This is a genomic window from Streptomyces sp. NPDC090108, from assembly GCF_044747185.1.
GTDB lineage: Bacteria > Actinomycetota > Actinomycetes > Streptomycetales > Streptomycetaceae > Streptomyces.
Map to the genome: position 1 here is coordinate 772,935 of NZ_JBIVDQ010000001.1, position 24,665 is coordinate 797,599.

Consider the following 24,665-nt stretch of genomic DNA (forward strand, 5'->3'; position numbering starts at 1 on the left):
ACATCGACAGAGCCCCGGCCGTCCCCAGGACGCCGGGGCTCCGCCGTACCCGGACGCTCCCGCGCGGGCCGGGCGCTTCAGTCCAGGACCGTGAAGCCCGCGCCGCGCAGCGCGCCGCCGACCTCGGCGCAGTGCGCCGGCCCCTTCGTCTCCAGGTGCAGCTCCACCTCGACCTCCGTGAGCCCGAGCCGGGGATCGGTGCGGATGTGGCTCACATCGAGCACGTTGGCGTCGGCCGCGGACAGCACCCCGAGGACCGTGGCGAGGGCACCGGGGCGATCGGTGAGCCGTAGCCGTACCGCGAGGTAGCGGCCCTGCGCGGCCATGCCGTGCCGCAGGACGCGCTGCATCAGCACCGGATCGACGTTGCCGCCGGACAGCACGGCCACGACCGGGCCGGGGAAGGCGCCGGGGCCGGCGAGCAGAGCGGCCACCGGACTCGCCCCGGCCGGTTCCACGACCAGCTTGGCCCGCTCCAGGCAGAGCAGCAGCGCCGCCGACAGCTGGTCCTCGCCGACCGTGCGCACCTCGTCGACCAGATCCCGGACGATCTCGAAGGTCACGTCCCCGGGGCGGCCCACCTTGATGCCGTCGGCCATGGTCGCCGGGTTGCGCACCGACACCGGACGCCCGGCGGCGAGCGAGGGAGGGAAGGCCGCGGCCCCCTCCGCCTGCACCCCGACGATCCGGACGTCCGGCCGCAGCGCCTTCACGGCGACCGCGATGCCGGCCGCGAGACCGCCGCCCCCGACCCCGACGAGGATCGTGCCCACCTCCGGGCACTGCTCCAGGATCTCCAGGCCGATCGTGCCCTGGCCGGCGATGACGTCGGGGTGGTCGAAGGGGTGGAGGAACACCGCGCCGGTGGCGGCCGCGTACTCCTGGGCGGCGGCCATGGTCTCGTCGACGACCTGACCGTGCAGACGCACCTCGGCGCCGTACTCCTCGGTCGCGCTGATCTTCGGGAGCGGGGCGCCGTGCGGCATGAAGACGGTGGCGTGCACGCCCAGCAGGGAGGAGGCCAGCGCCACGCCCTGCGCGTGGTTCCCGGCGCTCGCGGCCACCACCCCGGCGGCACGCTCCTCGGGCAGCAGCCCGGCGATGCGCACATAGGCGCCGCGCAGCTTGAACGAGCCCGTGCGCTGGAGGTTCTCGCACTTCAGGTGCACCGGCGTGCCGGCCAGCTCGGACAGGTGCCGGCTGCTCTCCATCGCGGTCACGCGTGCCACACCCGAGAGCATCTTCTGCGCCCCGCGCACATCGTCCAGGATCACGGAACGTACAGGGTCAGCCGTGGCGTAGCTCATGTCCCAAGTCTCGCAGCTCATCGTCGCGTACGACGGGAGCGGCGGGCTCCGCAACCGGTTTGCGCAGCGCCGGTACGGGCCGCCGCCGGGCCGCGTACCCTGTCCCCCAACCCAGCACCCCCTTCATGAAGCGAGCCTCCGGCCATGCCCACAACACCTGAAATGTCGATGGACATGACGACCGTCGGTGACCCCGGTCTTCTCGACGCCCTCCAGCACGAGGTGGCCGTGTTCGCGCGCCGCGCCGAACAGACCCGGCTCGGCGGCGTCGGACAGGTGCGCAACTCCATGGACCGCGCCGCGTACCTGCTGCTCAACCGCCTGGACAAGGAAGGCCCGATGGGCGTCAAGGCGCTGGCGTCGAGCATGGGGATCGACTCCTCCACGGTGACCCGGCAGGTGGCCCCGCTGGTCGACACGGGGCTGGTCAAGCGCACCTCGCACCCGGAGGACGGGCGGGCCGTCGTCCTCCAGCTGTCCCCGCGCGGAGCCTCCCGGCTGGAGGAAGTACGGGCGTCCCGGCGGCAGTTGATGGCCGAGCTGACCGAGGAGTGGGGCCCGGAGGAGCGTGCGCAGTTCTGCTCGCTGCTGACCCGCTTCAACACCGCGCTGTCCGACCGCGTGGCGGTCCCGCCGGTGCCGTCGGCGCAGCCGCCGGCCGCCTCCTGAAGCCCGGTGCCGACGGCGGCGCACCGGTGCCGTCCGGACTCTTGACCACGGGCCGCCGCTGACCTCATATGAGACCGGGTCCTGCGTCGTACGTGGCCGGTTCCGTCCGGTACCGGACAGGACCTCCTCAGGGGGGAGGCACGGTGCGTGACCGTCACACTCCGCGCGATGCCCGCAGGGCCCGGGAGTTCGACGCGTTCGTCGCGGGCGCGGGCGGGCGGCTGCTGCACGCGGCCACCCTGCTCACCGCGGAACCCCCGGACGCCAACCCGCGCGCCCGCCGCCTGCTGACCCTGGCGCTCGCCCACACCTACGCCCGCTGGGACCGGCTGCGCGGCGAGGACCCGTACGACTGCGCCCGCCAGTACCTCGCCACCCGCTTCGCCCGGGGCACCTGGCACCACCACGGCGCCTTCCGGCGCGGGCGCCCCCACCCGCGCAGCCCGCTCGCCGCCCTCACCCCGCAGGAGCGGCTGATCCTGGTGCTGCGGCTGTACGAGGGGGTGGCCGAGCGGCAGACCGCGGCCCTGCTCGGGCTGCCCGCCGAGCGGGTCCACACCCTCTGCGACCGGGCGACGGGCATCGTGCTGCACCCGGCGCGCTCCGCCCCGCACGCGGCGGGCGCCAGGACGGCGCGGTCATGAGGCGCGGGCACGGCGTTCGGCGCAGGCGCGCCGGACGCGAGGGGGGATCGCGGTGAACCGGGCCGAACGGGAGGCGGCGGTGCGGCGGCTCCTGGAGGGCTCCGCGGTGCCCGTGCCGCCGGAGCTGTACGGCGAGGTCGTCCGCCGCGGGGCGCGGGCGCTGCGGCGCAGACGGCTGGCCCGGCGGCTGCTGTGGCTGCTGCTGTGCGCCGCGGTGGTGGCCTTCGCCGTCTGGGCGGCCAGGACACAGCCGTGGGCGGAGCCGCCCTCGCGGACGACCCCGCCCTTCACGGACTGGTGAGCGGACCTACTTGCCGAGGGCCTGCTCCAGGTCGGCCAGCAGGTCGTCGACGTTCTCGATGCCCACGGACAGGCGCACCAGGTCGGCCGGGACCTCCAGGGCGGAACCCGCGGCGGAGGCGTGGGTCATGCGGCCCGGGTGCTCGATGAGCGACTCCACACCGCCGAGGGACTCGCCGAGGGTGAAGACCTTGGCGCGGTTGCAGACCTCGACGGCCGCCTCCTCGCCGCCCTCGACGCGGAAGGAGACCATGCCGCCGAAGGCCTTCATCTGCTTGGCGGCCACCTCGTGGTTCGGGTGCTCGGGCAGACCCGGGTAGAGCACGCTGGTGACACGGGGGTGCCGGGTCAGCATGTCGGCGACCTTGGTGGCGTTCTCGCTGTGGCGGTCCATGCGCACCGCGAGGGTCTTCGTGCCGCGCAGCACCAGCCAGGAGTCGAAGGGGCCGGCGACGGCGCCCATCGCGTTCTGGTGGTAGCCGATCTCCTCGGCCAGCTCCTGGTCGGAGACGACCAGCGCACCGCCGACCACGTCGGAGTGGCCGCCCATGTACTTCGTCAGGGAGTACACGACGACGTCCGCGCCGAGCGACAGCGGCTGCTGGAGGTAGGGCGTGGCGAAGGTGTTGTCGACGACGAGGCGCGCGCCCGCGTCGTGCGCGACCTGGGCGACGGCGGCGATGTCGGTGATGCCGAGGAGCGGGTTGGAGGGGGTCTCCACCCAGACGGCCTTGGTCTTCGGCGTCATCGCGGCGCGCACGGAGGCGGGGTCGCTGGTGTCGGCCACGGACCAGTCGATGCCCCAGCGCTGGGCGACCTTCGCGAAGAGGCGGAAGGTGCCGCCGTAGGCGTCGTTCGGGATCACCACGTGGTCGCCCGGGCTGAGCAGCGTGCGCAGCAGGGTGTCCTCGGCGGCGAGACCGGAGGCGAACGCGAAGGCACGGCGTCCGCCGTCCAGGGCGGCGAGGTTCTCCTCCAGGGCCGTCCTGGTCGGGTTGGCGCTGCGGCTGTACTCGTAGCCGCCGCGCAGGCCGCCGACGCCGTCCTGCTTGTAGGTCGAGACCTGGTAGATGGGCGGGACGACCGCTCCGGTGAGGGGGTCCGCGGTGTTGCCCGCGTGGATCGCGAGGGTCTCGAAGTGCTGGCTGATGTGGCTGTCGCTCATGTGCACCGAGCGTAATGCGCGCGCGGGCGTGCTGCCGGACACCTGCGCCACGAAGCCGTGCGAAGCCGTGCGGCGACGGCACGGCGGACGGGCACGAGCGGGCACGACGGTGGTACGACGGGCGGCCACGGCGGCGGGTGCGGGCGGCACGGCGATAGGTCCGGGCGGGCCGGGACCACGGCACCGGGCGGCCCTCACGGGGTTGGCCTTTTGCCGTGCGGGTCTGGTTCGCTTGAGGCATGGCGATTCTCTGGCTGCTCATGGCGCTGCTCATGCTGGGTTTCGTGCTGGTGCCGTTCCTGCGGCGGCGGCGCGGGGGGACCGGGCAGGGGCACCCGGACGCGAGCGCGGAGAAGTACGGCTTCGTGCGCCAGGAGGACCTGGACGTACGGATGCCCGGAGCGGATCCGGACCTGCTGGCCGTGCTGGACGTGATGCGGCGCACCCGGGACCACCGGGCGGCCGAACAGCTGCTGGCGGGCACCGGGGTGGAGACCGAGGAGCGCTGGCAGCGGGTGCAGGCCTTCGCCGGCACGGCGTCGCTGGAGCTCCAGCGACAGCCCGGCGGGGTGCACGAGACGCCCGGCGGACAGTGGCTGCGGGTGTGGCGGGCCGAGCGGCCCGAGGACCCGGGTGCCACGGCGGTGTACGCGGAGTTCCTGGCGCAGCAGGCGTGGCGCACGTCGGTGCCGGGCACGCCGGACTTCCGGATCATCATGGAGGAGACCCGGGAGGCGTGCCGTGAGGCGGCGCTGCGGGCCCCCGACGACCCGGTCCCGCACATCGTCGAGCTGTCCGCGGCCCGGGGGCTGGGGTGTACGGCGCCGGAGTTCGAGGAGCTGTGGCAGCGGATCCTCGACCGCGCGCCCCACCACATGGGCGCCCACCTGGCCGCGCTGCACCACTGGTGCGAGAAGTGGCACGGCTCGCGCGAGCAGGCGTACGCGTTCGCCGAGGGCGCGGCGGCCCGGGCTCCCGAGGGATCGCTGCTGGCCGCGCTGCCGCTGTTCGCGGTGTTCGAGCACCTGCCCGAGGTGAATCTGGTCCAGGGCTTCTACCGGAGCGAGGTCGTCACCAAGGCGGTGCACGGCGCGCTGCACGCGGTGCACACCGCCCGCCCGGACGATCCGGTCCTGGCGCACGTCCGCCATCTGCTGGTCTTCTTCCTGGTGCGGGCGGAGCGCTGGCCCGAGGCCATGGACCAGCTGGTCCACGTCGACGGCCACGCGGGGGCGCTGCCCTGGACGCTGTCGGCCGACCCGGCCGCCGAGTTCGCCCTCTACCGCGCGGTGGCGGTGGCCGGCTACGAGGCCGGCGGAGGCAGCCCCGCGTCCCTGGCCGTTTGACCTTCCGGATCTCCGTATTGCCGCGCTGACCAGCGGTAGGGCATACTCCGCCTGGTCCGGACTTTGCTCCCGCTTTGCTCCGCGGCCGCTTCCGTGAAATCCCCCCACCTTCATCGGCGGCACCGTTCCCACGGCGCCGGCCATGACCCCTGTCCTCTGTTCCCGGATCCTGTGGGGGGATCTGCCCGATGGGCGCAACTCTGCGCGCGCTGCGCGCCCTTGTCCTGCTCTGCGGTTTCTACCTGCTGAGCCTCGTCATCCTCGCGGTGCTGATCGGTCTCGACGCCGCCGTGCTCACCGAGATGCACGGCATGGCCGCGGGCAAACTGCTCATCGTCACGGTGCTGCTCGCCGTCCCCGTCGTACGCGGCATGTTCATGCTGCGCACGCCGAAGGGCGACGACCTGCCCGGCGTCGAGGCCACCGAGGAGGGCGAACCCCGGCTCTGGGCGCTGGTGCGGGAGCTCGCCGCGGCGACCGGCACCCGCGCTCCCGACCGGATCCTGCTGACCGCCGACGTCAACGCGGCCGTGAGCGAGCGGGCCCGCCTGCTCGGCCTGCTGCCCGGCAGCCGGACCCTCTACCTCGGCGTACCGCTGCTGACCGGCCTCGGCGAGGCGCAGCTGCGGGCCGTACTCGCCCATGAATACGGCCACTTCACCGGCGGTGACACCCGGCTCTCCGCGCTCGTGGTGCGCGGTCGCGCGCAGATCGGCCGGGTCATCGAGCAGTTCCACGCCCGCGCGGACGGCCAGGAGGAGTCCGAGCGCGCCCGCCAGGAGAAGGCCGCGGCCAAGCGGGTCGCGAAGGGCAAGAAGGCCCGCGAGGTCGACACCGCCGGCTCCGGGTGGACGTACCGCATGATGGCGGCGGTCTACACCCTGTACGGCCGGCTCTACATGCGCGCCTCGCTGTCCACGGCCCGCGCGCAGGAGTACGCCGCCGACCTCACGGCCGCTCGGATCGCCGGGCGGGTCGCGACCGCGTCCGCGCTGCGCGAGATCCAGGTGCTCTCCGCCTCCCACGACTTCTACCTCCAGTCGTACGCCACGCTGGGCCTACCGGCCCGCGTACTGCCGCCGCGCGGTGAGTTCTTCGGCGGCTTCGGCCGGCTGCTGGCGGCCCGCGAGGAGGAACTGGCCGGGATGCGCCAGGACCTGCCGGCCGAGCCGGTGTCGCCGTACGACTCGCACCCGCCGATCGCCGACCGCGTACGCCGCATCGAGGCGCTGCCCGACGACGGGCGGGACGCGGGCGGCACGGGCACGGCCCTGACCCTGCTCTCGGACGCGCCGCGCGCCCAGGAGGCCCTGGAGGACGCCGTGCTCCGGCAGGAGATCCTCGCCTTCCGGCGGACCGCCGAGTGGACCGAGCTGCTGAACGCGACCATGGCGGAGAACCTGTCGGCCGCGCACACCCCGCTGCACCGGGCCCTGGCCGAGTACACCGGGCAGCCCGCGACGCTCGACGCGCTGCTGGCCCTGATCGACGAGGGCCGGCTGTGGCGGCTGGCCGAGCGGCTTCCCCTGTCGGAGGAGGCGGCCGCGGCGAAGGGGCGCGCCTTCCGCGAGTTCCTGCGGCCGAGGCTGACCGGCTGGCTGCGGACCATGGTGCTGGCCGAGTTCAACGCGCGGTCGCTGCTGCGGTGGGAGTTCTCCTGGTCCCGCCCGGCCGCCGTCGTCCTGCCCGGCGGGGACGCCACGCAGGACGAAAACCCCGAGGCCGCGCTGCGCGCGGCGCTGGACGCGGCGCTCGCCGACCACCCCGACACCGCCCCTCTGCGCGCGCTGCTCCCGCCGGTGCCGGCACCGCAGGCGTGACACCGCGGTGGCACCCCCTGCCCGTCGCGGGAGGGGGCGCCACCGGCGCACGGCGAACCACGCCCCGCCACCTCGCCCCGCTCCCCCGCCCTCCCGCTCCCCCACCCCCTGCTCTCCTCGCCCCTCGCCCCTCGGACGAACGGACCGCTCCCTCCCATGACCGTCCTGCTCTGGATCCTGGCCGCTCTGGCCGTCCCCACACTGCTCTTCGTGGGGTGGCTGGCCTGGGTGTTCCTCAAGGAGTTCTTCTCGCCGACCCCGGACACCGACGCCGAGGAGGCCGAGGAGGCCGCGCGGGCGGCCTCCGCCGCGGAGGCCGCCGCGAAGCTCGGGCTGCTGCCCGCGGAACGGCAGAACACCGACCTCTCCGGCCCGCTCCCCGCCGACTGGGCGGCCGCGCTGGCCGCGGTGCGCGCGGGCGACTGGCAGCCGGCCGCCGAGGTGCTGGCCTCCGTCGGCCGGGACTGGGAACGCCGCTCGGCGGTGGCGTACCTGCTCGCCGAGCCGGCCGCCGAGGACGACGCGTGGCTGCTGGACTGGGAGGCCGCGCGCCCCGGCGACCCGGACGCGGCCGTGGTCCGGGCCCGCAGCACCGTACGGCTCGCCTGGGCGCTGCGCGGCGCGCAGAGCGGCCGGCAGACGACGCGCGAGCAGGCCGAGGGCTTCCACCGGACGCTGAACAGCGCCCGCGAGGAGATCGCGCGGGCCGCCGGCCTCAACCCCGACGACCCGACGCCGTACGTCGCGGAGATCTGGGTCGCGCTGGGCCTCGGCTACCCGAACGCCGAGATGGAGAAGCTCTGGGAGCGGATCACCGCCCGCGCCCCGCACCACTACGAGGCGCACTTCTCGGCGCTCCAGTACTGGTGCGCGAAGTGGCGGGGCTCGGAGCGGCTCGCGACGGAGTTCGCCGAGCGGGCCGCCGCCGAGGCGCCGCAGGGCAGCCTGCTGACGGCTCTGCCGCTCGTCGCGCACTTCGAGCACGACGAGTCGTCGGACACGGACGCCGACAACACGCCCGTGATGCTGGTCCGGGTCGAGGCGGCCCTGGCCGACGCGGCCGCTGCCGACCCCGGGCACCCGCGCCTGCCGGAACTGCGCCACCTGCTGGCGTTCTACCTCCATCTCCAGGGCCGCGACGAGGCGGCGCTGGAGCAGTTCCGGCTGGTCGACGGCCATGTGAACGCGCTCCCCTGGCGCTACCGCGGAAACATGGCGGCGTACTACTGCCAGGTCCGCGACACGGTCGCGCACACGGTCACGGAGCGGGAGGCGGTGCCGGAGCACCGCTGAGCACGGCGACGGAGGGCGGGCCCGCCGTCAGGCCGGGCCCGCCCTCCGTGAGGTCGTCCCTCCGTCGCGGTCAGCCCTCCGTGCGGGCGGGGAGCTTCCAGCCCGGGCGCGGGAAGTGGCAGGTGTACCCGTCCGGGTAGCGCTGAAGGTAGTCCTGGTGCTCGGGCTCGGCCTGCCAGAACGGGCCGACCGGCTCCACCTCGGTGACGACCTTGCCGGGCCACAGACCGGAGGCGTCCACGTCGGCGATCGTGTCCTCGGCGATCCGCTTCTGCTCGTCGTCCACGTAGTAGATGGCCGAGCGGTAGCTGAGGCCGATGTCGTTGCCCTGGCGGTTCTTGGTGCTCGGGTCGTGGATCTGGAAGAAGAACTCCAGGAGCGCGCGGTAGTCGGTCTGCTCGGGGTCGAAGAGGATCTCGATGGCCTCCGCGTGCGTGCCGTGGTTGCGGTAGGTCGCGTTCTCCACGTCACCGCCGGTGTATCCGACGCGGGTCGCCGTCACGCCCGGGAGCCGGCGGGCCAGCTCCTCCATCCCCCAGAAGCATCCGCCGGCCAGCACGGCCCTCTGAGTCTGCGCAGCCATTTCGGCCCCTCCATGTCTGTCGGTCGGTTCACTCGGGGCCGCCCGGCTCACCCACCGCCGGCCGCACACCCACTGACCTCAACGCACGAGGGTTCCGGGCGATTCCGCGCCCGCCGGGGCCGCCGGCGGGCGCGACCGGGAACGCCGGCCCGGGCGGCCGTCAGGACGCCGTCGGGAGGAGTCCTCCGGGGAGCAGGCCGGGAAGGCCGAGCAGGCCCAGGACCCGGGACAGGGGTTCCGTGGCCGCGCGGGTGCCGAAGGTGTTCACGGCGCCCTGGGTGCCGCCCTGGGTGTTGTTCGTCCCGCCCTGGGTGCCGCCCTGCGTGTTGCCCTTGCCGGCTCCCTGGGTGCCGCCCTGGACGTTGCCCGCGCCGGCGCCCTGGGTCCCGCCCTGGGTGTTGTTCTTGCCGCCGATCTGCGTGCCGCCCTTGGTGTTGTCGAACTGGATGTTGATGAGGGGCGGCTCGGGGGCCGCGAAGGCCGGGCCGGCCGTGACGCCCGCGATGGTCAGGGCGGCTGCGATGGACAGGGTCGCGCGGATGCCGGACCTTCTCACGTCGGCCCCTTTCTCGGTCGTGAACATGTCCCGACCAAGCTGGCGCACGCCGCGGCCCCGCGACCGGAGCGACACGGGCATGTCACCCGGGCGGTCCGGTACCCGACGGGGCGCCGGCCGTCCCCCGGGGCCGGCGCCCCACCGCTCAGATGGTGGCGTTGTCGATCACGAAGCGGTAGCGGACGTCGCTGGCCTGGACGCGGTCGTACGCCTCGTTGATCTGGTCGGCGGAGATCAGCTCGATCTCGGCGCCGAGGCCGTGCTCCGCGCAGAAGTCGAGCATCTCCTGGGTCTCGGCGATGCCGCCGATGCCGGAGCTGCTGATGCTGCGGCGGTTGCCGAACAGGGACTGCAGGGAGATGTTGACCTCCTCCTCCGGCAGGCCGACGTTGACCATCGTGCCGTCCGTGCGGAGCAGGGACAGGAACGCGGCGAAGTCGAGCGGCGCGGAGACGGTGTTCAGGATGACGTCGAAGGTGCCGGCCAGCTCCTCGAAGGTCTTCGGGTCGCTGGTGGCGTAGTAGTGGTCGGCACCGAGCCGGAGGCCGTCGTCCTTCTTGCGCAGGGACTGCGACAGGACGGTCACCTCGGCGCCGAGCGCGTGCGCGATCTTGACGCCCATGTGGCCGAGGCCGCCGAGACCGACGACGGCGACCTTCTTGCCGGGGCCGGCGTTCCAGTGCTTCAGCGGGGAGTACGTGGTGATGCCGGCGCACAGCAGCGGCGCGGCCACGTCGAGGGAGAGGCCGTCGGGGACGCGGACGACGAAGTCCTGGTCGACGACGATGTTCTCCGAGTAGCCGCCGTAGGTGGGCTCGCCGTCCTTGCCGACGGCGTTGTACGTCCAGACGGGACCGCCACCGGTGCAGTACTGCTCCAGGCCGGCCTTGCAGTTGTCGCACTCGCGGCAGGAGTCGACCATGCAGCCGACGCCCACCCGGTCGCCGACGGCGAACTTCGTCACCTCGGGGCCGACCTCGGTGACGACACCCGCGATCTCGTGGCCGGGCACCATCGGGAAGATGCCGGGGTGCCAGCCGTCCTGCGCCTGGTGGATGTCGGAGTGGCAGATACCGGCGAACTTGATGTCGATGAGGACGTCGTGGTCGCCGACCGCGCGCCGCTCGATGGTGGTCCGCTCCAGCGGGGCCTTCGCGGCGGGCGCGGCGTAAGCAGCAACAGTGGTCATGCCGGGGTTCTCCTAGCGGGTCTGCGTACCCGGCATGCTTTGTCGCCGGGTACGGCTTCCACGGCTTCCAGCCTGCCGCAATCCCCGCCCGCCAGCCTGTCCACGCCTTTTCGTACGTCTGCCGTGCCTACCACTGGCGGGGTCAGGCTGCCCTGCGTACGACCAGGGGACGGCGCGGATACTGGGGGTATGGACGAACAGGCGCGAGCATCCGCGGGGCGGCCGCCGGCCCGCCGGTCCGAGCTGAGCGAGTTCCTGCGCAGCAGGCGGGCCCGGCTGAAGCCGGAGGACGTGGGCCTGCCCGACTTCGGGCGGCACCGCAGGGTGCCGGGGCTGCGGCGCGAGGAGCTGGCGCAGCTGGCCGGGGTGTCGGTGGCGTACTACACGCGCCTGGAACAGGGCAACGGCCGCAACGTGTCGGCGGAGGTGCTGGACTCCATCGCCCGCGCCCTGCGCCTGACGGACGCCGAGCACGCGCATCTGACGCATCTGGCGAAGCCCAAGGCGCACAAGAAGAAGCCGGCGGCACGGCAGCCGCAGACCCGCCAGGCGCTGCTGCATCTGCTGGACGCGATGGAGACCGTGCCGGCGTACGTCGTCGGGCGGCGCTCGGACATCCTCGCCTGGAACCGTACGGCCGCCGCGCTCTTCGGTGACTGGGCGGAGCTGCCGGCCGCGGAGCGCAACTGGGCCCGGCTGGTGTTCCTGCGGCCCGAGTACCGCGAGCTGTTCGTCGACTGGGAGCAGAAGGCGATCGACATCGTGTGCGCCCTGCGCATGGACGCCGGCTGCTACCCGGACGACCCCCGGCTGTCCGCGCTGGTGGGTGAACTCTCCGTCAAGAGCGAGGAGTTCCGGCGGCTGTGGGCCACGCACGACGTCAAGGAGAAGAGCCACGGCGTCAAGCGGCTGCGGCATCCGCTGGTCGGCGAACTCTGCCTGAACTTCGAGGGTTTCCACGTCTCCGGCGACGGCGACCTGACCCTGGTCACCTACCACGCCGAGCCCGGCTCCCCCTCCGCGCAGTCCCTGCGCCTCCTGGCCAGCTGGGGCACGGACGCGACCCGGCCGGTACCGTCCGCCTGAGCGCGGCAGCCGGGGGCGCCCGGAGACAGGTGCTCCGGACGCCCCTCACCTGACGTGACCGGCCCGGGCATCCGTCACGCGCCCGCGTTCTCCCGCACGCTGAGCCTGCCGCCCCGGATGGTCGCCAGGCGCGGGGCCTTCTTCGCGATCGCGGAGTCGTGGGTGACCATGATGAAGGTCAGCCCGTGCTCCTTCCACCGGCGTTCGAGCAGGTCCATGATCTCGTCGCGCATGCTCTCGTCGAGGTTGCCGGTCGGCTCGTCGGCGAGCAGCACCTTCGGGCGCTTGACGAGGGCGCGGGCGATGGCGACGCGCTGCTGCTGGCCGCCGGACATCTCGGCGGGCAGATGGGACCGGCGCTCGCCGAGACCGACGGACTCCAGCGCTTCCGCCGCCAGTTCGCGCCGCTCCTTCGCCTTGACGCCGAGGGGGACGAGGGCGGTCTCCACGTTCTCCTGGGCGGTGAGGGTCGGGATGAGGTTGAAGGACTGGAAGACGAAGCCGATGTTCTCGCTGCGCAGCCTGGTCAGCCGGGCCTCGGACAGCTCGGCGAGATCGGTGCCGTCGAGGAGGAGTTCGCCGGAGGAGGGGCGGTCCAGGGCGCCGAGCATCTGGAGCAGGGTGGACTTACCGCCGCCGGTGGGGCCCTGGATGATCAGGCGGTCCCCCTGCGGGATGGTGAGGTCCACTCCGTCGAGGGCACGGACCGTGGCCTTGCCCCGGGTGTAGGTCTTGGTGAGGTTTCTCAGTTCGTACATGAAGGCTCCTGGAGGTGCGGATCGGGTTCGGCTGCGGACCGGGCGTCCGCTACTCCACGCGGCGCAGCGCGTCCGCCGGGCGCAGCCGCGAGGCGCGCCAGCCGCCGAAGGCGCCCGCGATCAGACCGCCGGCCACCGCGAGGGCCACCGCCAGGACGATCGTCGTCACGCTGACCGGGGCGGTGAGGGCCACTTCCAGGGTCTTGCCCGCGCGGCGCGCGCCGCCGAAGCCGCCGCCCCCGAAGCCACCACCGCCGAAGCCGCCGCCTCCACCGAAGCCGCCCCCGCCGCCACCCAGCTGGGCCTGGAGCGTCGGGCTGACGGCCGTGACCGCGTAGGCGCCGGCGAGACCCAGCGCGATGCCGAGGGCGCCGCCCACCAGGCCGTTGACCATGGCCTCACCGACCACCTGGCGGGTCACCCGGGACGACTTCCAGCCGAGGGCCTTCAGGGTGCCGAACTCGCGCACCCGGCGGGAGACCGCGGAGGAGGTGAGGAGCCCGGCGACCAGGAAGGCGGCCACCAGGACGGCTATGGACAGCCAGGTGCCGACCTTGGTGGCGAGGGAGGAGGCGGTGGACAGCGAGCCCGAGACGGTCTTGGCCAGGTCGGAGGAGGTGGTCACGGTCGTGCCGGACACGTTCTTCTGGACGGCGCTCTTGACGGCGTCGATCTTCTGGGAGTCGGTCGCCTTGACGTAGACGGTGGTGACCTTGTCCTTCTCGCCGGCCAGGGTCTGCGCCTGCTTCAGCGGGATGTAGAGGTTGGCCGCCGCGTCACCGCTGTCGGCGGTGGCGATGCCGATCACCGTGAACTTGGTGCCCTTGACCGTGACGGTCGAACCCGCCTTGTACTTCTTCTGCTTGGCGTAGGCCGAGTCGACGACGGCCACCTTGGCGTCGGTCTCGGTGGTCTTGAACGTGCGGCCACTGGTGATCCTGGAGGAGGACAGCGGGCCGAGCGCGGTCCTGGTGACGTCGGTGCCGAAGACGGTGTACTGGTTGATGCCGAAGTCGGCGCCGCCGCCCTTGACCTCGCCCTGGGGCGCGCCGCCGCCGCGCCGGTAGCCTCCGCCGCCCCCGCTCTGCTGGAACTGGCCGCGCGTGAAGGAGCCGTCGACCTTGAAGACGTTCAGGCTCAGGCCGCCGACGGCCGACGCGACGCCCTTCTGGTCCGCGACCTTGCCGACCGTGGCGGAGGACAGGGTGGTGAAGCCCTGGACCATGACCCGGTCGCTGCTCTGCGTGGAGCTGTCGCCGTCGGCGCGCGCGCCGAACTTGAAGCGGGGCCGCTGGGAGCCGCTCGCGTCCGGTGCGGACGCCTTGGTGACGGTCATGTCGGTGCCCAGGCCGTACAGCGACTGCAGGACCTTGTCCTGGGCCTGCCCCATGCCGTTGGACACGGAGTTGACCACGATCACGAGCGCGATGCCCAGGGCGAGCCCGGAGGCGACGACGAGTGCCGCCTTTCTGCGGCGGCGCAGTTCGCGCCTCAGGTAGGTGAAGAACATGGGCTGCAAGGTAGGCGCGGACCCTGATGGATCCCTGAGGCAGCACTGAGAGAAGCATAAGAAGGCCGGACAGCACCGATGCCGCCCCCGAAAAAGGGGGGCGGCATCGGGTCACTCGGGGGAGAGCGGGGCAGGCGTCCGGGTCGAGGCCCGGGGAGGTCGGGTCAGACCGCCGAACCGGCCTTCCACTGCGCCCAGTCCATGTTCCAGCCGTTGAGGCCGTTGTCCGGGGCGACGGTCTTGTCGCCGGTGTGCTGGAGGACCACCACGTCACCGACGAGGGAGTGGTTGTACATCCAGGCGGCCGGCGTGTTCGGGTCCTTGGCGCCCTTGACGTCGTGCAGGCCGACGCAGCCGTGGCTGGTGTTGACGCTGCCGAACACGGAGTCGGCGCCCCAGTAGTTGCCGTGCAGGAACGTGCCCGAGTTGGTCAGGCGGATGGCGTGCGGCACGTCCTTGATGTCGTACTCGCCCTTGCCGTCGTCGTCCGTGAAGCCCACGGTCGCGCCGTTCATGCGGGTCTGCTGGAACTTCTGGGACATCACCATGATGCCCGCGTACGTCTTGTGCTCCGGCGAGCCGGCCGAGATCGGAATGGTCTTGATGACCTGGCCGTTGTGCGTGATCTTCATCTGCTTGGTCTGCGCGTCGACGTACGAGACCTGGTTGCGGCCGACGTGGAAGGTGACCGTCTTCTGCTGCACGCCGTAGACGCCGTTGGCACCCTGCACACCGTCGAGCGCCAGCTTCAGCGTGACGGTGGAGTTCTCCTGCCAGTACTGCTCGGGGCGGAAGTCGATGCGGTTGGCGTTGAACCAGTGCCCGACGACCTCCTGGCCGCTGCTGGAGGACACGGTGATGCCCTTCTGCACGGCGGCCTTGTCGGTGATCGCCTTGTCGAAGGTGATCGACACCGGCATGCCCACGCCGACGGTCGAGCCGTTCTCCGGCGTGAAGCTGCCTATGAAGCTGTTGGCCGGGGAGACCGTGGTGAAGGAGGCGTTCTCGTGGGCCACGCGGCCCTTGGAGTCCTTGGCCTCGGCGGCGACCTTGTAGGTGGTCGAACGCTCCAGCTGCCCGGTGGGCTTCCAGCTGGTCTTGTCGGGGGACAGCGCGCCCGCGACGGCCTTGCCGTCCTCGGTGGCCATCGTCACGCCGGTGAGCGTGCCCTTGGCGACCTTGACCGCCGCCGAGTTGTTGATGGAGGCGTTGTTGGAGCCGTCCTTGGGCGTGATCGTGATCTGCGCCTCCGACGACTTCTTCGCCGCTGCCGCGTCGGCCTTCGCCTGTGAGCTGTCGCCGTTGTCCGCCGCACTGGCGTCACCGCCGCCGGAACAGCCCGTGAGCACGAGCACACCACCGAGCAGCGCGGACGCGACCGTCAGGCCCTTGCGCCGCTTACTGTCCGTCATCACACGCTTCTCCATCGTTGCCGAATCCGTGAAAACCCCGAGTAAGTCCCCGTTGAGAACTTCCAACGCTCCGGACACACCGGCCCGTTCCCCATGCCGCGCATGTGTGGGCCACACCACGTCCGCCGAGGGCGGAGGGTGCGCTGGTGTTCCGTGCATCTGTCCAGACGACGAAACCCGGACGGCGGTTGCCGCCCGGGGAAACCGCTACCCCGGAACGCTCAGCCGATGCCGTCCTCTTCCTCGACGCCCTCGTCGTCGTCCCCATCATCCTCGTCCATGTCCCAGTCGGGCGAATCCGGGTCGTAGTCGACACGCTCGCTGGACCAGGAGGCCTGCTGGAGCTCCACCCCCGGCACCTCGCTGACCAGGTCGAACGGGTCGACGAGATACGCCAGCGCCTCCGCGGTGTCTTCCGTCACAGCGGCCTCCGCGTGGCCCCGCTCGGCGTCCTCGACCTCCGGATCACGGGCCAGCCGGCCCAGCGCGGCCTTCGTCAGCTCGTCCTCGTCCTGCACCTCGAGGACCAGCTCCACCCGAAGTCGCACAAAACGTGATGTCTCTTCATCGCTCATACCGCGAGCGTAGAGCCGAAACCTCCTGTGACTTTCCCGTGACCCGCGATTTTCACTAACATCGCTCCACACGGCCAATTCGCCAGCGTCACAAGGGGATCGATATTCCGTGTCATCCGCTCGCCGTCCGCTGCTGACCGCCACCGCCGCGGGCACTCTGCTCTGCGCCCTGTGGTTCGTCCCGTCCGCCAACGCGTCGCAGAACACCCCTGCGCCGACGGCGGCCCGAAGCGTGTCCTCCACCACCGCGACGCAGGTCACCCAGCAGGTGACCCAGCAGGCCAGAGCCGTGTCTGCGTCCGCGGCCAGGAGCGCGGACGAGGCCGCCCGGGACGCCGCGGACGGGACCGCGCTCGCCGACACCGGCAGCATCGACACCACGCCGTACGTCATCGGCGGCACCCTGTTCCTGGCTCTCGGCGCCGGGTTCGTGGCGTACTCGGTGCGCCGCGAACGCCTGGGATTTTAATTCCACTTGACGCTCCTTTGACCGGGAACGCATAGTCCGGTCATGAAGAGATCATCGGGCGTGCGGCTGTGCGCCACCCTTGCTGTGAGCGCGCTGTCACTCGCCCTCGTCACCGGCTGTTCCGGCGGCGATGCCAAGGAGTCCACGGGCGCCGGGGGCAAGAACGACGCGCGGAAGCCGGCCGTGAAGGCGCTGAGCGCCGCCGAGCTGAAGAAGCTGATCGTCGCCGAGGGCGATGTGACGGGGTACAAGGTCAAGCCCGTGACGGGCGGCACGCCCCCGAGGAGCGCGGTCACCGCGGCCGGCACCTCCTGCGGCACGCTGCTCCAGATCATGGCGGGCATCGCGCCGGGCGACGCGCCGGCGGAGACCAACATCATGGTCCAGGAGAACAAGAAGGACCCCACGGACGACGCGACGTCCATGGAGGACATGGCCAGCGGGAAGTTCGAGGCCGCGATCAAGGAGTCGATGAACATCGACACCACCGTGATCACCCTGTCCTCGTACGACGGTGACGGCGCCGAGAAGGCGCTCACCTCCGTCTCCGACGCGGTCAAGGCCTGCGCGGGCGGCTTCAAGGGCGAGCAGGCCGGGGACAAGGCGTCCGTCACCAAGGTGGCCGGGGAGAAGGGCGCGGGCTCGGGCGACGCGTCCGTGGCCTTCGCCGTGACCAGCGACCTGGGCGACGGGGACACCGGCGCCGAGCACGTCGTGGTGGAGCGGCACGGCAACACGCTGGCCTCGTTCACCACGCGCAACATCGGCGCGATGATGTCCGGGAAGGCGTACGCCGTGCCGGCTCCGGTGATCCAGGCGCAGACGGCCAAGCTGAAGTGAACATGCGGAGGGGCCCTGTCCACGGACAGGGCCCCTCTTCGTGTTCCCGGCCCCTGCCGGAGCGGGCCGGTGATCCTCTCGCGGCCCCTGCTGGAGGGGCCGGTGACCGTTCTCGCGGCCTCTACTGGAGGGGGCCGGTGACCGTCTCCGCGGCGGCGACGAGCCCGCCCGCGCGCACGAACGCGTCGGCCGCGGCCAGGTCGGGCGCGAGGAACCGGTCCGGCCCCGGGCCCTCGACGCCCGCGGCGCGCACGGCCTCGATCACGGCCCGGGAGGCGGGCGCGGGCTCCAGGCCCTCGCGCAGTTCGATGCCGCGGGTGGCCGCGTAGAGCTCGACGGCGATGATCCGGGTCAGGTTGTCGACGGCGGTGCGCAGCTTGCGCGCGGCCGACCAGCCCATGGACACGTGGTCCTCCTGCATCGCGGAGGACGGGATGGAGTCCGCGGACGCCGGTACGGCGAGCCGCTTCATCTCGCTGACCAGGGCGGCCTGCGTGTACTGGGCGATCATCAGACCGGAGTCCACGCCGGCGTCGTCCGCGAGGAACGGCGGCAGGCCGTGGCTGCGGTTCTTGTCCAGCAGCCGGTCGGTGCGGCGCTCGGCGATGGAGCCGAGGTCGGCGGCGGCGATGGCGAGGAAGTCCAGGACGTAGGCGACCGGGGCGCCGTGGAAGTTGCCGTTGGACTCCACCCGGCCGTCGGGCAGGACCACCGGGTTGTCGACGGCGGCGGCCAGCTCGCGCTCGGCGACCAGGCGGGCGTGCGCCATGGTGTCGCGTCCGGCGCCGGCGACCTGCGGGGCGCAGCGCACCGAGTAGGCGTCCTGGACGCGGGGCGCGTCGTCCTGGTGGTGCCCGGTGAGCTGGGAGCCCTTGAGCACGGCCAGCATGTTGGCGGCGGACGCGCCCTGGCCCGGGTGCGGGCGGATGGCGTGCAGCTCGGGGGCGAGGACCTTGTCCGTGCCGAGGAGCGCCTCCAGGCTGAGGGCGGCGGTGATGTCGGCGGACTTGTAGAGGTTGTCGAGGTCCGCGAGGGCCATGACCAGCATGCCGAGCATGCCGTCGGTGCCGTTGAGCAGGGCGAGACCCTCCTTCTCGCGCAGCTCGACCGGCCGGATCCCGTGCTCGGCCAGCAGCTCGCCCGCGGGCCGCACGACACCGTCGGGGCCCTCCGCGTCACCCTCCCCCATCAGCGCGAGGGCGCAGTGGGAGAGCGGGGCGAGGTCGCCGGAGCAGCCGAGGGAACCGTATTCGTGCACGACCGGGGTGATGCCGGCGTTCAGCACGTCCGCCATGGTCTGCGCGACCTCGGGCCGTACGCCGGTGTGCCCGGAGCAGACGGTCTTCAGACGCAGGAACATCAGGGCCCGTACGACCTCGCGCTCGACCCGCGGGCCCATGCCGGCGGCGTGCGAGCGGACGATGTTGCGCTGCAGCTGGGCGCGGAGTTCCGGGCCGATGTGCCGGGACGCCAGGGCTCCGAAGCCGGTGGAGACGCCGTAGACCGGGTCCGGCTTGGCCGCCAGGGAGTCCACGATCTCCCGGGCCGCCGCGAGGGCCGCCACCGCCTCGGCCGACAGCTCGACCCGCGCGCCGCCGCGCGCCACGGCAAGGACGTCGGACGCGGTGACACCGGACGTCCCCACCACCACAGAGTGCATATCCATATTCAGGAGCGTACGCATTGAATGCAGTGGTGTCACTAGTGGGCGGCGGGAGTGACCCTTACCCGGCGGGCGGTACGGCGGCTCAGGGCGGTACGGCGGCTCAGGGTCTGCGGCCGCGGAAGCGGCGGCGTTCGGAGCGGGCGGGCGGACGCGGCGGTTCGTCGGCCAGTCGTACGACCGGATCGTCGGGGCCGTCGCGGCCGGCCACCACGGGACGACCGGCCCGTTCGGCCTTGGCCCGGTACTGCGCGGCGTCGGCCAGCCGGAACAGCCGCCGGGCGTCGTACACCGGGCCGACCGGCTCCTCCGTCGAGGCGACCCCGCAGGCCACCCCCTCCCCCAGCTCCAGTTCGGCCGCCCTGCGGCACAGTTCGTCCGCCGCCTTGACCACGTCGTCGGCGGGCGGCCCCACCGAGAGCAGGCAGAACTCGTCACCGCCGAGCCGCGCCACGAGCGCGCCCGGCACCATCGCCCCGCACAGCGACAGCACCGAGCCGAACCGCTCCAGAAGCCGGTCGCCGACGGCGTGCCCGTGGGTGTCGTTCACCCGCTTGAGCCCGTTGAGATCGCAGACGAGGAGACTGACGACCACGCCGTCCGCGCGGTGGCGCTCGATGGCCTCCTCCAGGCGTACGTCCACCGCCCGGCGGTTGGCGAGCCCGGTGAGCGCGTCGGTGAACGCGAGTCGCTCGGCCTCCTCCAGCCGTTCGGTCTGCGCGATGCCGGCGGCGACGACCGCGGCCAGCACGGTGGCGAAGTCGGCGTCGGGGCGGCCGAAGACCGGGACGCCGACCGCGCGGGCGACGTACAGCTCGCCCCAGGCCCTGCCGTGCAGGACGACGGGGGCTACGACGCAGCAGCCGCGGCCTCTGCGGCGCAGGGCGGCGACGCGCTGGTGGAGGTAGCCGGGGGTGCCGGCGGCGGGGCCCTGCGCGGTCTCCACCCACGCGTTCGCGGCGCCGCCTCCGGCCCACTTCTCGTGCAGGAACTCGGTGATCTCCGGGAACTGGTGCACCGGGTAGGCCTCGGCCTCGGGGAACTCCTCCTCGTCCGGGGCGCGCTCCCCGACGTTCGCCAGGACCCGTAGCCGGCCCAGTTCGCGCTCCCACACGGAGAGCGCGGCGAAGTTCCCGTCCAGTGCGCGGCACGCGCCGAGGGCGGCGGCCCGCCATGAATCGCGCGGGGTGTGCGCCGCGGCCATCCCCTGAGCCAGCGCCACCACCGCGGCCAGTCGGTTGTCCTCACCCATCACCCCAGGTTAGGGAGAAATGGGGGTTATGCGTGCGTTTATCGTGCGATCAGGTGGGCGAATGTGGAAGCGCGGCCCCCCGTATCGGCCGCCTGCGGGCAGTAGGTGGCCGCTCGCGCAGTTCCCCGCGCCCCTTGAGTGCCGGGGGTTCCCCGTATCGGCCGCCTGCGGGCCGTGCGGGGCTGGTCGCGCAGTTCCCCGCGCCCCTGAGGTCGGTGCCGCAGTAGGCGCTTTCAAGCCGGCCACCGAACACCTCGCCCCTGAAAACAACCTCCACCCCCACCCCCTAGGGGGCGCGAGGAACTGCGCGACCAGCCACAACGCACCCGAGCCCGGAGACGTAGGCCCAGCGCGGAGCGAAACACCTCGGCCCTGAAAGCAGGCTCCGCCTCACCCCCTCAAGGGGCGCGGGGAACTGCGCGAGCGGCCACGACGCACCCGAGCCCGAAGACGCCGGCCCAGCGCGGAGCGAAACACCTCGCCCCTAAAAGCAAGGCTCCGCCTCACCCCCTCAAGGGGCGCGGGGAACTGCGCGACCAGCCACAGCGCACCCGAGCCCGGAGACATCGGCCCCGCCCAGACCTCACTGCCCAGGCCACTGCGGCGCACGCTTCTCGTTGAAGGCCGCGACCCCCTCCGCCCGGTCCCCCGAGAACGCCGTCGCACGCCACGCCGCGTCCTCGACCTCCAGGCCGGCCCGCAGGTCCAGCCCCTGCCCGAGCCGCAGCGCCCGCTTCGCCGACCGCAGACCCACCGGCGAGTTCCCCGCGATCCGAGCCGCCAGCGCCAGCGCCTCCTCGCGGTCCTGCCCCGCGTCCACCAGCCGGTCGACCAGGCCCAGCTCGGCCGCCTCCGCCGCCTCCACCCGCCGAGCAGAGAAGATCAGCTCGGCCGCACGCGCCGCCCCGACCCGCCGCGGCAGCAGCTGCGTGCCCCCGCCACCGGGAATCACGCCGACGGACACCTCGGGCAGCCCCACCACGGCCGTACGGTCGGCGACGATCAGATCGCAGGACAGCGCCAGTTCGAAGCCACCGCCCAGCGCGAACCCGTGCACCGCCGCGATCGTCGGCATCGGCAGCTCCAGCACCCCGGTGTACGCCCCTCGCGCCACCGGCCGCTGCCGCACCAGGTCCGCGTCGCTGAAGGAGTTCCGCTCCTTCAGGTCGGCCCCGACGCAGAACGCGCGCTCGTGCGACGACGTCAGGACGACCACCCGTGCGTCCTGGTCCGCGGCCAGCGCCGCGCACGCCGCCGCGAGGGAACGGGCCATCTCCGTCGAGACGGCGTTCATGGCCTTGGGCCGGTCCAGCACCAGCTCCGCCACGTGCCCGTGCCGCCGCACCAGCACGAACTCCCCGAACCGCTCCTCGCCCATGACACCCTCCGGTTAACGCGGGTTAACTCACTGTCGGCCCGATCATCGCAGCCCCACCCCGCCCCGGAAAAGAGCCGCCCGCTCAGGATCCGGCCGCCGCCCTACGCCCGTTCGAGTGACATCCCGGCCGACTCACCCCACACCGCCCACGGCAGCGCATAGCGTGCGCACCGCCACAGTGCGCCCCGGGCGCGCGCCGGGGAGGGATCTCATGGAACCGAAGACACCGATACGTGCGGAGGTCCCTGCGGGACAGGCGAAGGTCCCTGCGGGACAGGCGGAACGGACGGAACGCGCCGGACGCGTGTCCGCGCCCCCGACACCGCCCCCACCCCTCGCGAGCACACTGATCACCCCGTCCGCACCCACCGCGCGTGTCGAGCCCGCCGGCCGCGCGGAGCCGATGGAACCCGCGGAGTCCGCGGAGTCCGCGGAGTCGATGGAGTCCGCGGAGCCGGACCTGTCCTCCGCCTCCGCCTCCGCCGCGCTCTCCGGCCCCGCCGCGACCGCGACCTCCGGTACCGCCGTCACCACCACGCCCTCCGCTCCCGCGAAGCCCGGACCGTCCCCCGCTCCCGCCCCGTCCACCGGCTCCGGCCGGGAAGCGGTGTCGTCCCAGGAACCGGCATCGGTGCCTGTACGGGGCACGGGGTCGTCCCGGGGCGGCTGCGTGGACGGGGCGGCCGGAGCCGGGCGGCGGGGGCGGCACCGCAGGCCGCGTCGGCGCAAGGGGTTGGTCGCCGCCGGAGGGCTCGTCCTGGCCGCGGGGGCGCTCAGCCTCGTCCGGGTGGCGCCGGAGTCGGGGATCGTCACGCCCGGCAGAGCGGAGGCCGAGCCCCGCGCCGACGCGAGCGGGGGCGTCACCGGGCGCGCGGCAGGCAGCTCGGCCACGGCCGCCGCCTCGCCCGCCGCGCTGCCCTCGGCCACCTCCGTGATGGGCGGGGTGAGTCCCGCGCCGGCGGACGCGTCCGTGGACGGGGCGCCCGCGGACGGCAGGAGCGTCCCGACCACCATTCCGACGGACACCTCGCAGCCGGCGCGTCCGCCGGGCACCACCGCGCCGCGCTCCCCCGCGACGGCCCGGCCCCGGCCGGGACAGCCGGCGGATCCGAGCGCGGGTTCACCGGCCGGCCCGGCGCCCGCCCCGCCTCCGGCCCCTGCTCCGAGCCACGGCACGACCGCACCGGCGCCCCCGCCGAGCGGCGGCGGCGTGTGCGTGCCGGTGGTCGGACTGTGCGTCGATCTGCTGGGCGGCCCGAAGAACTGAGCGGCTCGGAGCGTCGCGCGAGTCGGAGAGTCGAGTGAGTCGGAGCGTCGCCCGAGTCGGAGAGAAGGGGCAGGTCAGGCGCGGTCGGGGCGGCGGGCGAGCAGCCAGGGCTCGACCACACCGAGTCCGCGGACCGGGCGCTGCCACATCGGCTGGAGCCCGAAGCGGTATGCCGGCGGCTCCTCGCCCTCCTTCTCCGCCGTCGCGACGGCCTCGGCGGCCGCCGTCTCCGAGGCGGGCGCCTCGCCCGTGCGGATCAGTTCCTCCGCGAAGGCGCTGTCCACCAGCACGGCGTCACGCGGCGCTATCGAGGTGAGCCGGGAGGCGAGGTTCACGGTCGTGCCGAAGACGTCGCCCATCCGGGTCGTCACCGTGCCGAAGGCCATGCCGACGCGGAGCTCCGGCATCGTCTCGTCGTTCGCCATCGTCTCGACCAGCCGCAGCGCGATGTCCGCGGCGATGCCCGCGTCGTCGGCGACGTAGAGCACCTCGTCGCCGAGGGTCTTGATGAGCCGGCCGCCGCGCGCGGCGACCAGGTCGGCCGCGGTGGTCTCGAAGGCCTCGACCAGTTCGCCGAGCTCCTCCTCCTCCATCCGCCGGGTCAGCCGGGTGAACCCGACGAGGTCGGCGAAGCCGACGGCGAGCCGCCGGTCGACCATCTCCTCGTCGTCGGCGGCCTGGATGACCCGGCCGGCCGAGGCGGCGAGCTGGCGGCGCCAGACGTAGACGAGGAACTCCTCCAGCTCGGGCAGGAGCAGCTCGATGATCGGGTACGTCACCTCGGTGCGGGTCATGCCCGGCTCGGGGGGCTCGGTCAGGCCCTCCAGGAAGGAGTCGATCTGCCACTCGGCCAGCCGCGCGGTGGTCTGCCCGGTCGAACGGGCCACCTGCACCGCCATGGCCTCGCTGAGCAGTCCGGCCTCGACCAGGCCCGCGAGCCGGCGCAGGGCCAGCACGTCGGCCTCGGTGAGGGCCTTGGCCTGCCCTATGTCCGCGAAGCCCATGGCACGCCAGAACCGTGAGGCCAGTTCCATGGAGACGCCTGCGCTGCGGGCGGCCTGGAACGGGGTGTAGCGACGCTCGGCGCCCAGGATGAGCTGTTCCAGGCGCAGGGCGAGGGGATCCTCGCCGGATTCGGCGGCGTCGGGGTCCACCCGGCCGTCCGCGCCCCCGCCGGAGCCGGTGTCGTCGACGGTCACGCCTGCTGCCCTTCCGATCTGCCGCGGTCAGGTACCGACCGGGCTCAACTCTACGGCAGGTGTGCGCCACCTCACTCCGTTGGGTTCGGCCGACTGGGAGGTGCAGGTTTGCTGGTGAGGTGCGGTGTGCCGTTGCTGGGGTTCTGAGGGGGCTCTGCCCCCTGGCCCCCGGGTGGGGGACTTTCCGGCCATATCCGTGTGCGGGTCGGTGGGGGCTGATCCCCTGTCCGGGGGGGCTTGGCCGTCGTGCCTGGGCGCGGGCCGGGTGGGGCTGGGTGGGGCTGGGTGCGCAGTTCCTCGCGCCCCTTGGTTGGGGGGCTTGGCCGTCGTGCATGGGTGCGGGCCCGGTGGGGGCTGATCGCGCAGTTCCCCGCGCCCCCTGCC

General features: G+C 73.0%; 23 protein-coding genes. 10 read left to right on the forward strand and 13 right to left on the reverse strand.

Translation table 11 applies throughout. The annotated features are described in order from the left end of the window. Window positions 1–77: 77 nt before the first annotated feature. On the reverse strand, window positions 78–1,307 hold the full coding sequence (gene ilvA, locus ACIPRD_RS03360; protein ID WP_356410469.1) for a threonine ammonia-lyase: 1,230 nt from the start codon (window positions 1,305–1,307) through the stop codon (window positions 78–80). A 162-nt stretch (window positions 1,308–1,469) separates the two neighbouring features. On the opposite strand from ilvA, the gene ACIPRD_RS03365 reads away from it, so the two are divergent. The 3 genes from ACIPRD_RS03365 to ACIPRD_RS03375 all read left to right on the forward strand — a co-directional run bounded on the left by ACIPRD_RS03365 (window position 1,470) and on the right by ACIPRD_RS03375 (window position 2,921). After that, window positions 1,470–1,976 carry a MarR family winged helix-turn-helix transcriptional regulator gene (locus tag ACIPRD_RS03365; RefSeq protein ID WP_401560037.1) on the forward strand — a complete coding sequence of 169 codons (507 nt, stop codon included), beginning with the start codon at window positions 1,470–1,472 and terminating at the stop codon, window positions 1,974–1,976. A 143-nt stretch (window positions 1,977–2,119) separates the two neighbouring features. Next, window positions 2,120–2,620: a sigma factor-like helix-turn-helix DNA-binding protein gene (locus ACIPRD_RS03370; protein WP_356410472.1), complete on the forward strand. Its 501-nt coding sequence runs from the start codon at window positions 2,120–2,122 to the stop codon at window positions 2,618–2,620. Between the two features lie 52 nt (window positions 2,621–2,672). Then, window positions 2,673–2,921: a hypothetical protein gene (locus ACIPRD_RS03375; protein WP_356410475.1), complete on the forward strand. Its 249-nt coding sequence runs from the start codon at window positions 2,673–2,675 to the stop codon at window positions 2,919–2,921. A 6-nt stretch (window positions 2,922–2,927) separates the two neighbouring features. On the opposite strand, the gene ACIPRD_RS03380 is transcribed toward ACIPRD_RS03375, so the two are convergent. Further along, entirely contained in the window at window positions 2,928–4,085 is a 1,158-nt protein-coding gene (locus tag ACIPRD_RS03380) for a cystathionine gamma-synthase (protein WP_356410477.1), read from the reverse strand. Between the two features lie 239 nt (window positions 4,086–4,324). Here ACIPRD_RS03380 and ACIPRD_RS03385 point away from each other — a divergent pair, with 239 nt between their 5' ends. The 3 genes from ACIPRD_RS03385 to ACIPRD_RS03395 all read left to right on the forward strand — a co-directional run bounded on the left by ACIPRD_RS03385 (window position 4,325) and on the right by ACIPRD_RS03395 (window position 8,544). Further along, a complete protein-coding gene (locus ACIPRD_RS03385; RefSeq protein WP_356410479.1) occupies window positions 4,325–5,431 on the forward strand; it encodes a hypothetical protein in 1,107 nt (368 codons plus the stop codon). Between the two features lie 188 nt (window positions 5,432–5,619). Beyond that, complete coding sequence (locus tag ACIPRD_RS03390) at window positions 5,620–7,251, forward strand: M48 family metalloprotease (protein ID WP_401559498.1); 1,632 nt, start codon at window positions 5,620–5,622, stop codon at window positions 7,249–7,251. 156 nt (window positions 7,252–7,407) lie between these two features. Beyond that, a complete protein-coding gene (locus tag ACIPRD_RS03395; protein ID WP_401559501.1) occupies window positions 7,408–8,544 on the forward strand; it encodes a hypothetical protein in 1,137 nt (378 codons plus the stop codon). Between the two features lie 70 nt (window positions 8,545–8,614). Here the strand turns inward: ACIPRD_RS03395 and msrA are convergent, their stop codons facing one another. From msrA to ACIPRD_RS03410, 3 genes are all read right to left on the reverse strand, one after another. Further along, window positions 8,615–9,127 (reverse strand): peptide-methionine (S)-S-oxide reductase MsrA, encoded by a 513-nt coding sequence (msrA, locus tag ACIPRD_RS03400; protein ID WP_356410488.1) that lies wholly within the window; start codon window positions 9,125–9,127, stop codon window positions 8,615–8,617. Between the two features lie 160 nt (window positions 9,128–9,287). Next, entirely contained in the window at window positions 9,288–9,683 is a 396-nt protein-coding gene (locus ACIPRD_RS03405) for a hypothetical protein (RefSeq protein WP_356410491.1), read from the reverse strand. 145 nt (window positions 9,684–9,828) lie between these two features. Then, window positions 9,829–10,872 carry an NAD(P)-dependent alcohol dehydrogenase gene (locus ACIPRD_RS03410; protein ID WP_401559505.1) on the reverse strand — a complete coding sequence of 348 codons (1,044 nt, stop codon included), beginning with the start codon at window positions 10,870–10,872 and terminating at the stop codon, window positions 9,829–9,831. A gap of 189 nt (window positions 10,873–11,061) precedes the next feature. On the opposite strand from ACIPRD_RS03410, the gene ACIPRD_RS03415 reads away from it, so the two are divergent. Continuing rightward, window positions 11,062–11,958, forward strand: a complete 897-nt coding sequence (locus ACIPRD_RS03415) for a helix-turn-helix transcriptional regulator (RefSeq protein ID WP_356410497.1) — start codon at window positions 11,062–11,064, stop codon at window positions 11,956–11,958. Between the two features lie 74 nt (window positions 11,959–12,032). On the opposite strand, the gene ACIPRD_RS03420 is transcribed toward ACIPRD_RS03415, so the two are convergent. From ACIPRD_RS03420 to ACIPRD_RS03435, 4 genes are all read right to left on the reverse strand, one after another. Beyond that, window positions 12,033–12,716, reverse strand: coding sequence for an ABC transporter ATP-binding protein (locus tag ACIPRD_RS03420; RefSeq protein WP_401559508.1), 684 nt, complete (start codon window positions 12,714–12,716; stop codon window positions 12,033–12,035). A gap of 49 nt (window positions 12,717–12,765) precedes the next feature. Beyond that, window positions 12,766–14,226, reverse strand: a complete 1,461-nt coding sequence (locus ACIPRD_RS03425; protein WP_401559510.1) for an ABC transporter permease — start codon at window positions 14,224–14,226, stop codon at window positions 12,766–12,768. A 164-nt stretch (window positions 14,227–14,390) separates the two neighbouring features. Continuing rightward, on the reverse strand, window positions 14,391–15,638 hold the full coding sequence (locus tag ACIPRD_RS03430; protein ID WP_356410508.1) for an Ig-like domain-containing protein: 1,248 nt from the start codon (window positions 15,636–15,638) through the stop codon (window positions 14,391–14,393). A gap of 221 nt (window positions 15,639–15,859) precedes the next feature. Continuing rightward, window positions 15,860–16,213: a hypothetical protein gene (locus ACIPRD_RS03435; RefSeq protein ID WP_356410511.1), complete on the reverse strand. Its 354-nt coding sequence runs from the start codon at window positions 16,211–16,213 to the stop codon at window positions 15,860–15,862. A gap of 109 nt (window positions 16,214–16,322) precedes the next feature. On the opposite strand from ACIPRD_RS03435, the gene ACIPRD_RS03440 reads away from it, so the two are divergent. Further along, window positions 16,323–16,682, forward strand: a complete 360-nt coding sequence (locus tag ACIPRD_RS03440; protein ID WP_356410514.1) for an LPXTG cell wall anchor domain-containing protein — start codon at window positions 16,323–16,325, stop codon at window positions 16,680–16,682. 42 nt (window positions 16,683–16,724) lie between these two features. Beyond that, window positions 16,725–17,522 carry a hypothetical protein gene (locus ACIPRD_RS03445; protein WP_356410517.1) on the forward strand — a complete coding sequence of 266 codons (798 nt, stop codon included), beginning with the start codon at window positions 16,725–16,727 and terminating at the stop codon, window positions 17,520–17,522. Between the two features lie 121 nt (window positions 17,523–17,643). Here ACIPRD_RS03445 and hutH read toward each other — a convergent pair whose 3' ends face one another. From hutH to ACIPRD_RS03460, 3 genes are all read right to left on the reverse strand, one after another. Then, window positions 17,644–19,182, reverse strand: coding sequence for a histidine ammonia-lyase (hutH, locus tag ACIPRD_RS03450; RefSeq protein WP_356410553.1), 1,539 nt, complete (start codon window positions 19,180–19,182; stop codon window positions 17,644–17,646). 106 nt (window positions 19,183–19,288) lie between these two features. Continuing rightward, entirely contained in the window at window positions 19,289–20,437 is a 1,149-nt protein-coding gene (locus ACIPRD_RS03455; RefSeq protein ID WP_356410520.1) for a GGDEF domain-containing protein, read from the reverse strand. 583 nt (window positions 20,438–21,020) lie between these two features. Beyond that, window positions 21,021–21,815, reverse strand: coding sequence for an enoyl-CoA hydratase/isomerase family protein (locus ACIPRD_RS03460; RefSeq protein ID WP_401559515.1), 795 nt, complete (start codon window positions 21,813–21,815; stop codon window positions 21,021–21,023). Between the two features lie 403 nt (window positions 21,816–22,218). Between ACIPRD_RS03460 and ACIPRD_RS03465 the strand changes: the two genes are divergently transcribed. Further along, window positions 22,219–23,082, forward strand: a complete 864-nt coding sequence (locus ACIPRD_RS03465) for a hypothetical protein (RefSeq protein WP_401559518.1) — start codon at window positions 22,219–22,221, stop codon at window positions 23,080–23,082. Between the two features lie 74 nt (window positions 23,083–23,156). On the opposite strand, the gene ACIPRD_RS03470 is transcribed toward ACIPRD_RS03465, so the two are convergent. Further along, window positions 23,157–24,281: an adenylate/guanylate cyclase domain-containing protein gene (locus ACIPRD_RS03470; RefSeq protein ID WP_356410530.1), complete on the reverse strand. Its 1,125-nt coding sequence runs from the start codon at window positions 24,279–24,281 to the stop codon at window positions 23,157–23,159. Window positions 24,282–24,665 lie beyond the last annotated feature (384 nt).

Excerpts from the sequence above, each read along its gene's own strand:
- ilvA (WP_356410469.1), bottom strand. The coding sequence starts at position 1,307 with ATGAGCTACGCCACGGCTGACCCTGTACGTTCCGTGATCCTGGACGAT.
- ACIPRD_RS03365 (WP_401560037.1), top strand. The coding sequence starts at position 1,470 with ATGTCGATGGACATGACGACCGTCGGTGACCCCGGTCTTCTCGACGCC.
- ACIPRD_RS03380 (WP_356410477.1), bottom strand. The coding sequence starts at position 4,085 with ATGAGCGACAGCCACATCAGCCAGCACTTCGAGACCCTCGCGATCCAC.
- ACIPRD_RS03385 (WP_356410479.1), top strand. The coding sequence starts at position 4,325 with ATGGCGATTCTCTGGCTGCTCATGGCGCTGCTCATGCTGGGTTTCGTG.
- ACIPRD_RS03390 (WP_401559498.1), top strand. The coding sequence starts at position 5,620 with ATGGGCGCAACTCTGCGCGCGCTGCGCGCCCTTGTCCTGCTCTGCGGT.
- ACIPRD_RS03395 (WP_401559501.1), top strand. The coding sequence starts at position 7,408 with ATGACCGTCCTGCTCTGGATCCTGGCCGCTCTGGCCGTCCCCACACTG.
- msrA (WP_356410488.1), bottom strand. The coding sequence starts at position 9,127 with ATGGCTGCGCAGACTCAGAGGGCCGTGCTGGCCGGCGGATGCTTCTGG.
- ACIPRD_RS03410 (WP_401559505.1), bottom strand. The coding sequence starts at position 10,872 with ATGACCACTGTTGCTGCTTACGCCGCGCCCGCCGCGAAGGCCCCGCTG.
- ACIPRD_RS03415 (WP_356410497.1), top strand. The coding sequence starts at position 11,062 with ATGGACGAACAGGCGCGAGCATCCGCGGGGCGGCCGCCGGCCCGCCGG.
- ACIPRD_RS03420 (WP_401559508.1), bottom strand. The coding sequence starts at position 12,716 with ATGTACGAACTGAGAAACCTCACCAAGACCTACACCCGGGGCAAGGCC.
- ACIPRD_RS03425 (WP_401559510.1), bottom strand. The coding sequence starts at position 14,226 with ATGTTCTTCACCTACCTGAGGCGCGAACTGCGCCGCCGCAGAAAGGCG.
- ACIPRD_RS03430 (WP_356410508.1), bottom strand. The coding sequence starts at position 15,638 with ATGACGGACAGTAAGCGGCGCAAGGGCCTGACGGTCGCGTCCGCGCTG.
- ACIPRD_RS03435 (WP_356410511.1), bottom strand. The coding sequence starts at position 16,213 with ATGAGCGATGAAGAGACATCACGTTTTGTGCGACTTCGGGTGGAGCTG.
- ACIPRD_RS03445 (WP_356410517.1), top strand. The coding sequence starts at position 16,725 with ATGAAGAGATCATCGGGCGTGCGGCTGTGCGCCACCCTTGCTGTGAGC.
- hutH (WP_356410553.1), bottom strand. The coding sequence starts at position 19,182 with ATGCACTCTGTGGTGGTGGGGACGTCCGGTGTCACCGCGTCCGACGTC.
- ACIPRD_RS03455 (WP_356410520.1), bottom strand. The coding sequence starts at position 20,437 with ATGGGTGAGGACAACCGACTGGCCGCGGTGGTGGCGCTGGCTCAGGGG.
- ACIPRD_RS03460 (WP_401559515.1), bottom strand. The coding sequence starts at position 21,815 with ATGGGCGAGGAGCGGTTCGGGGAGTTCGTGCTGGTGCGGCGGCACGGG.
- ACIPRD_RS03465 (WP_401559518.1), top strand. The coding sequence starts at position 22,219 with ATGGAACCCGCGGAGTCCGCGGAGTCCGCGGAGTCGATGGAGTCCGCG.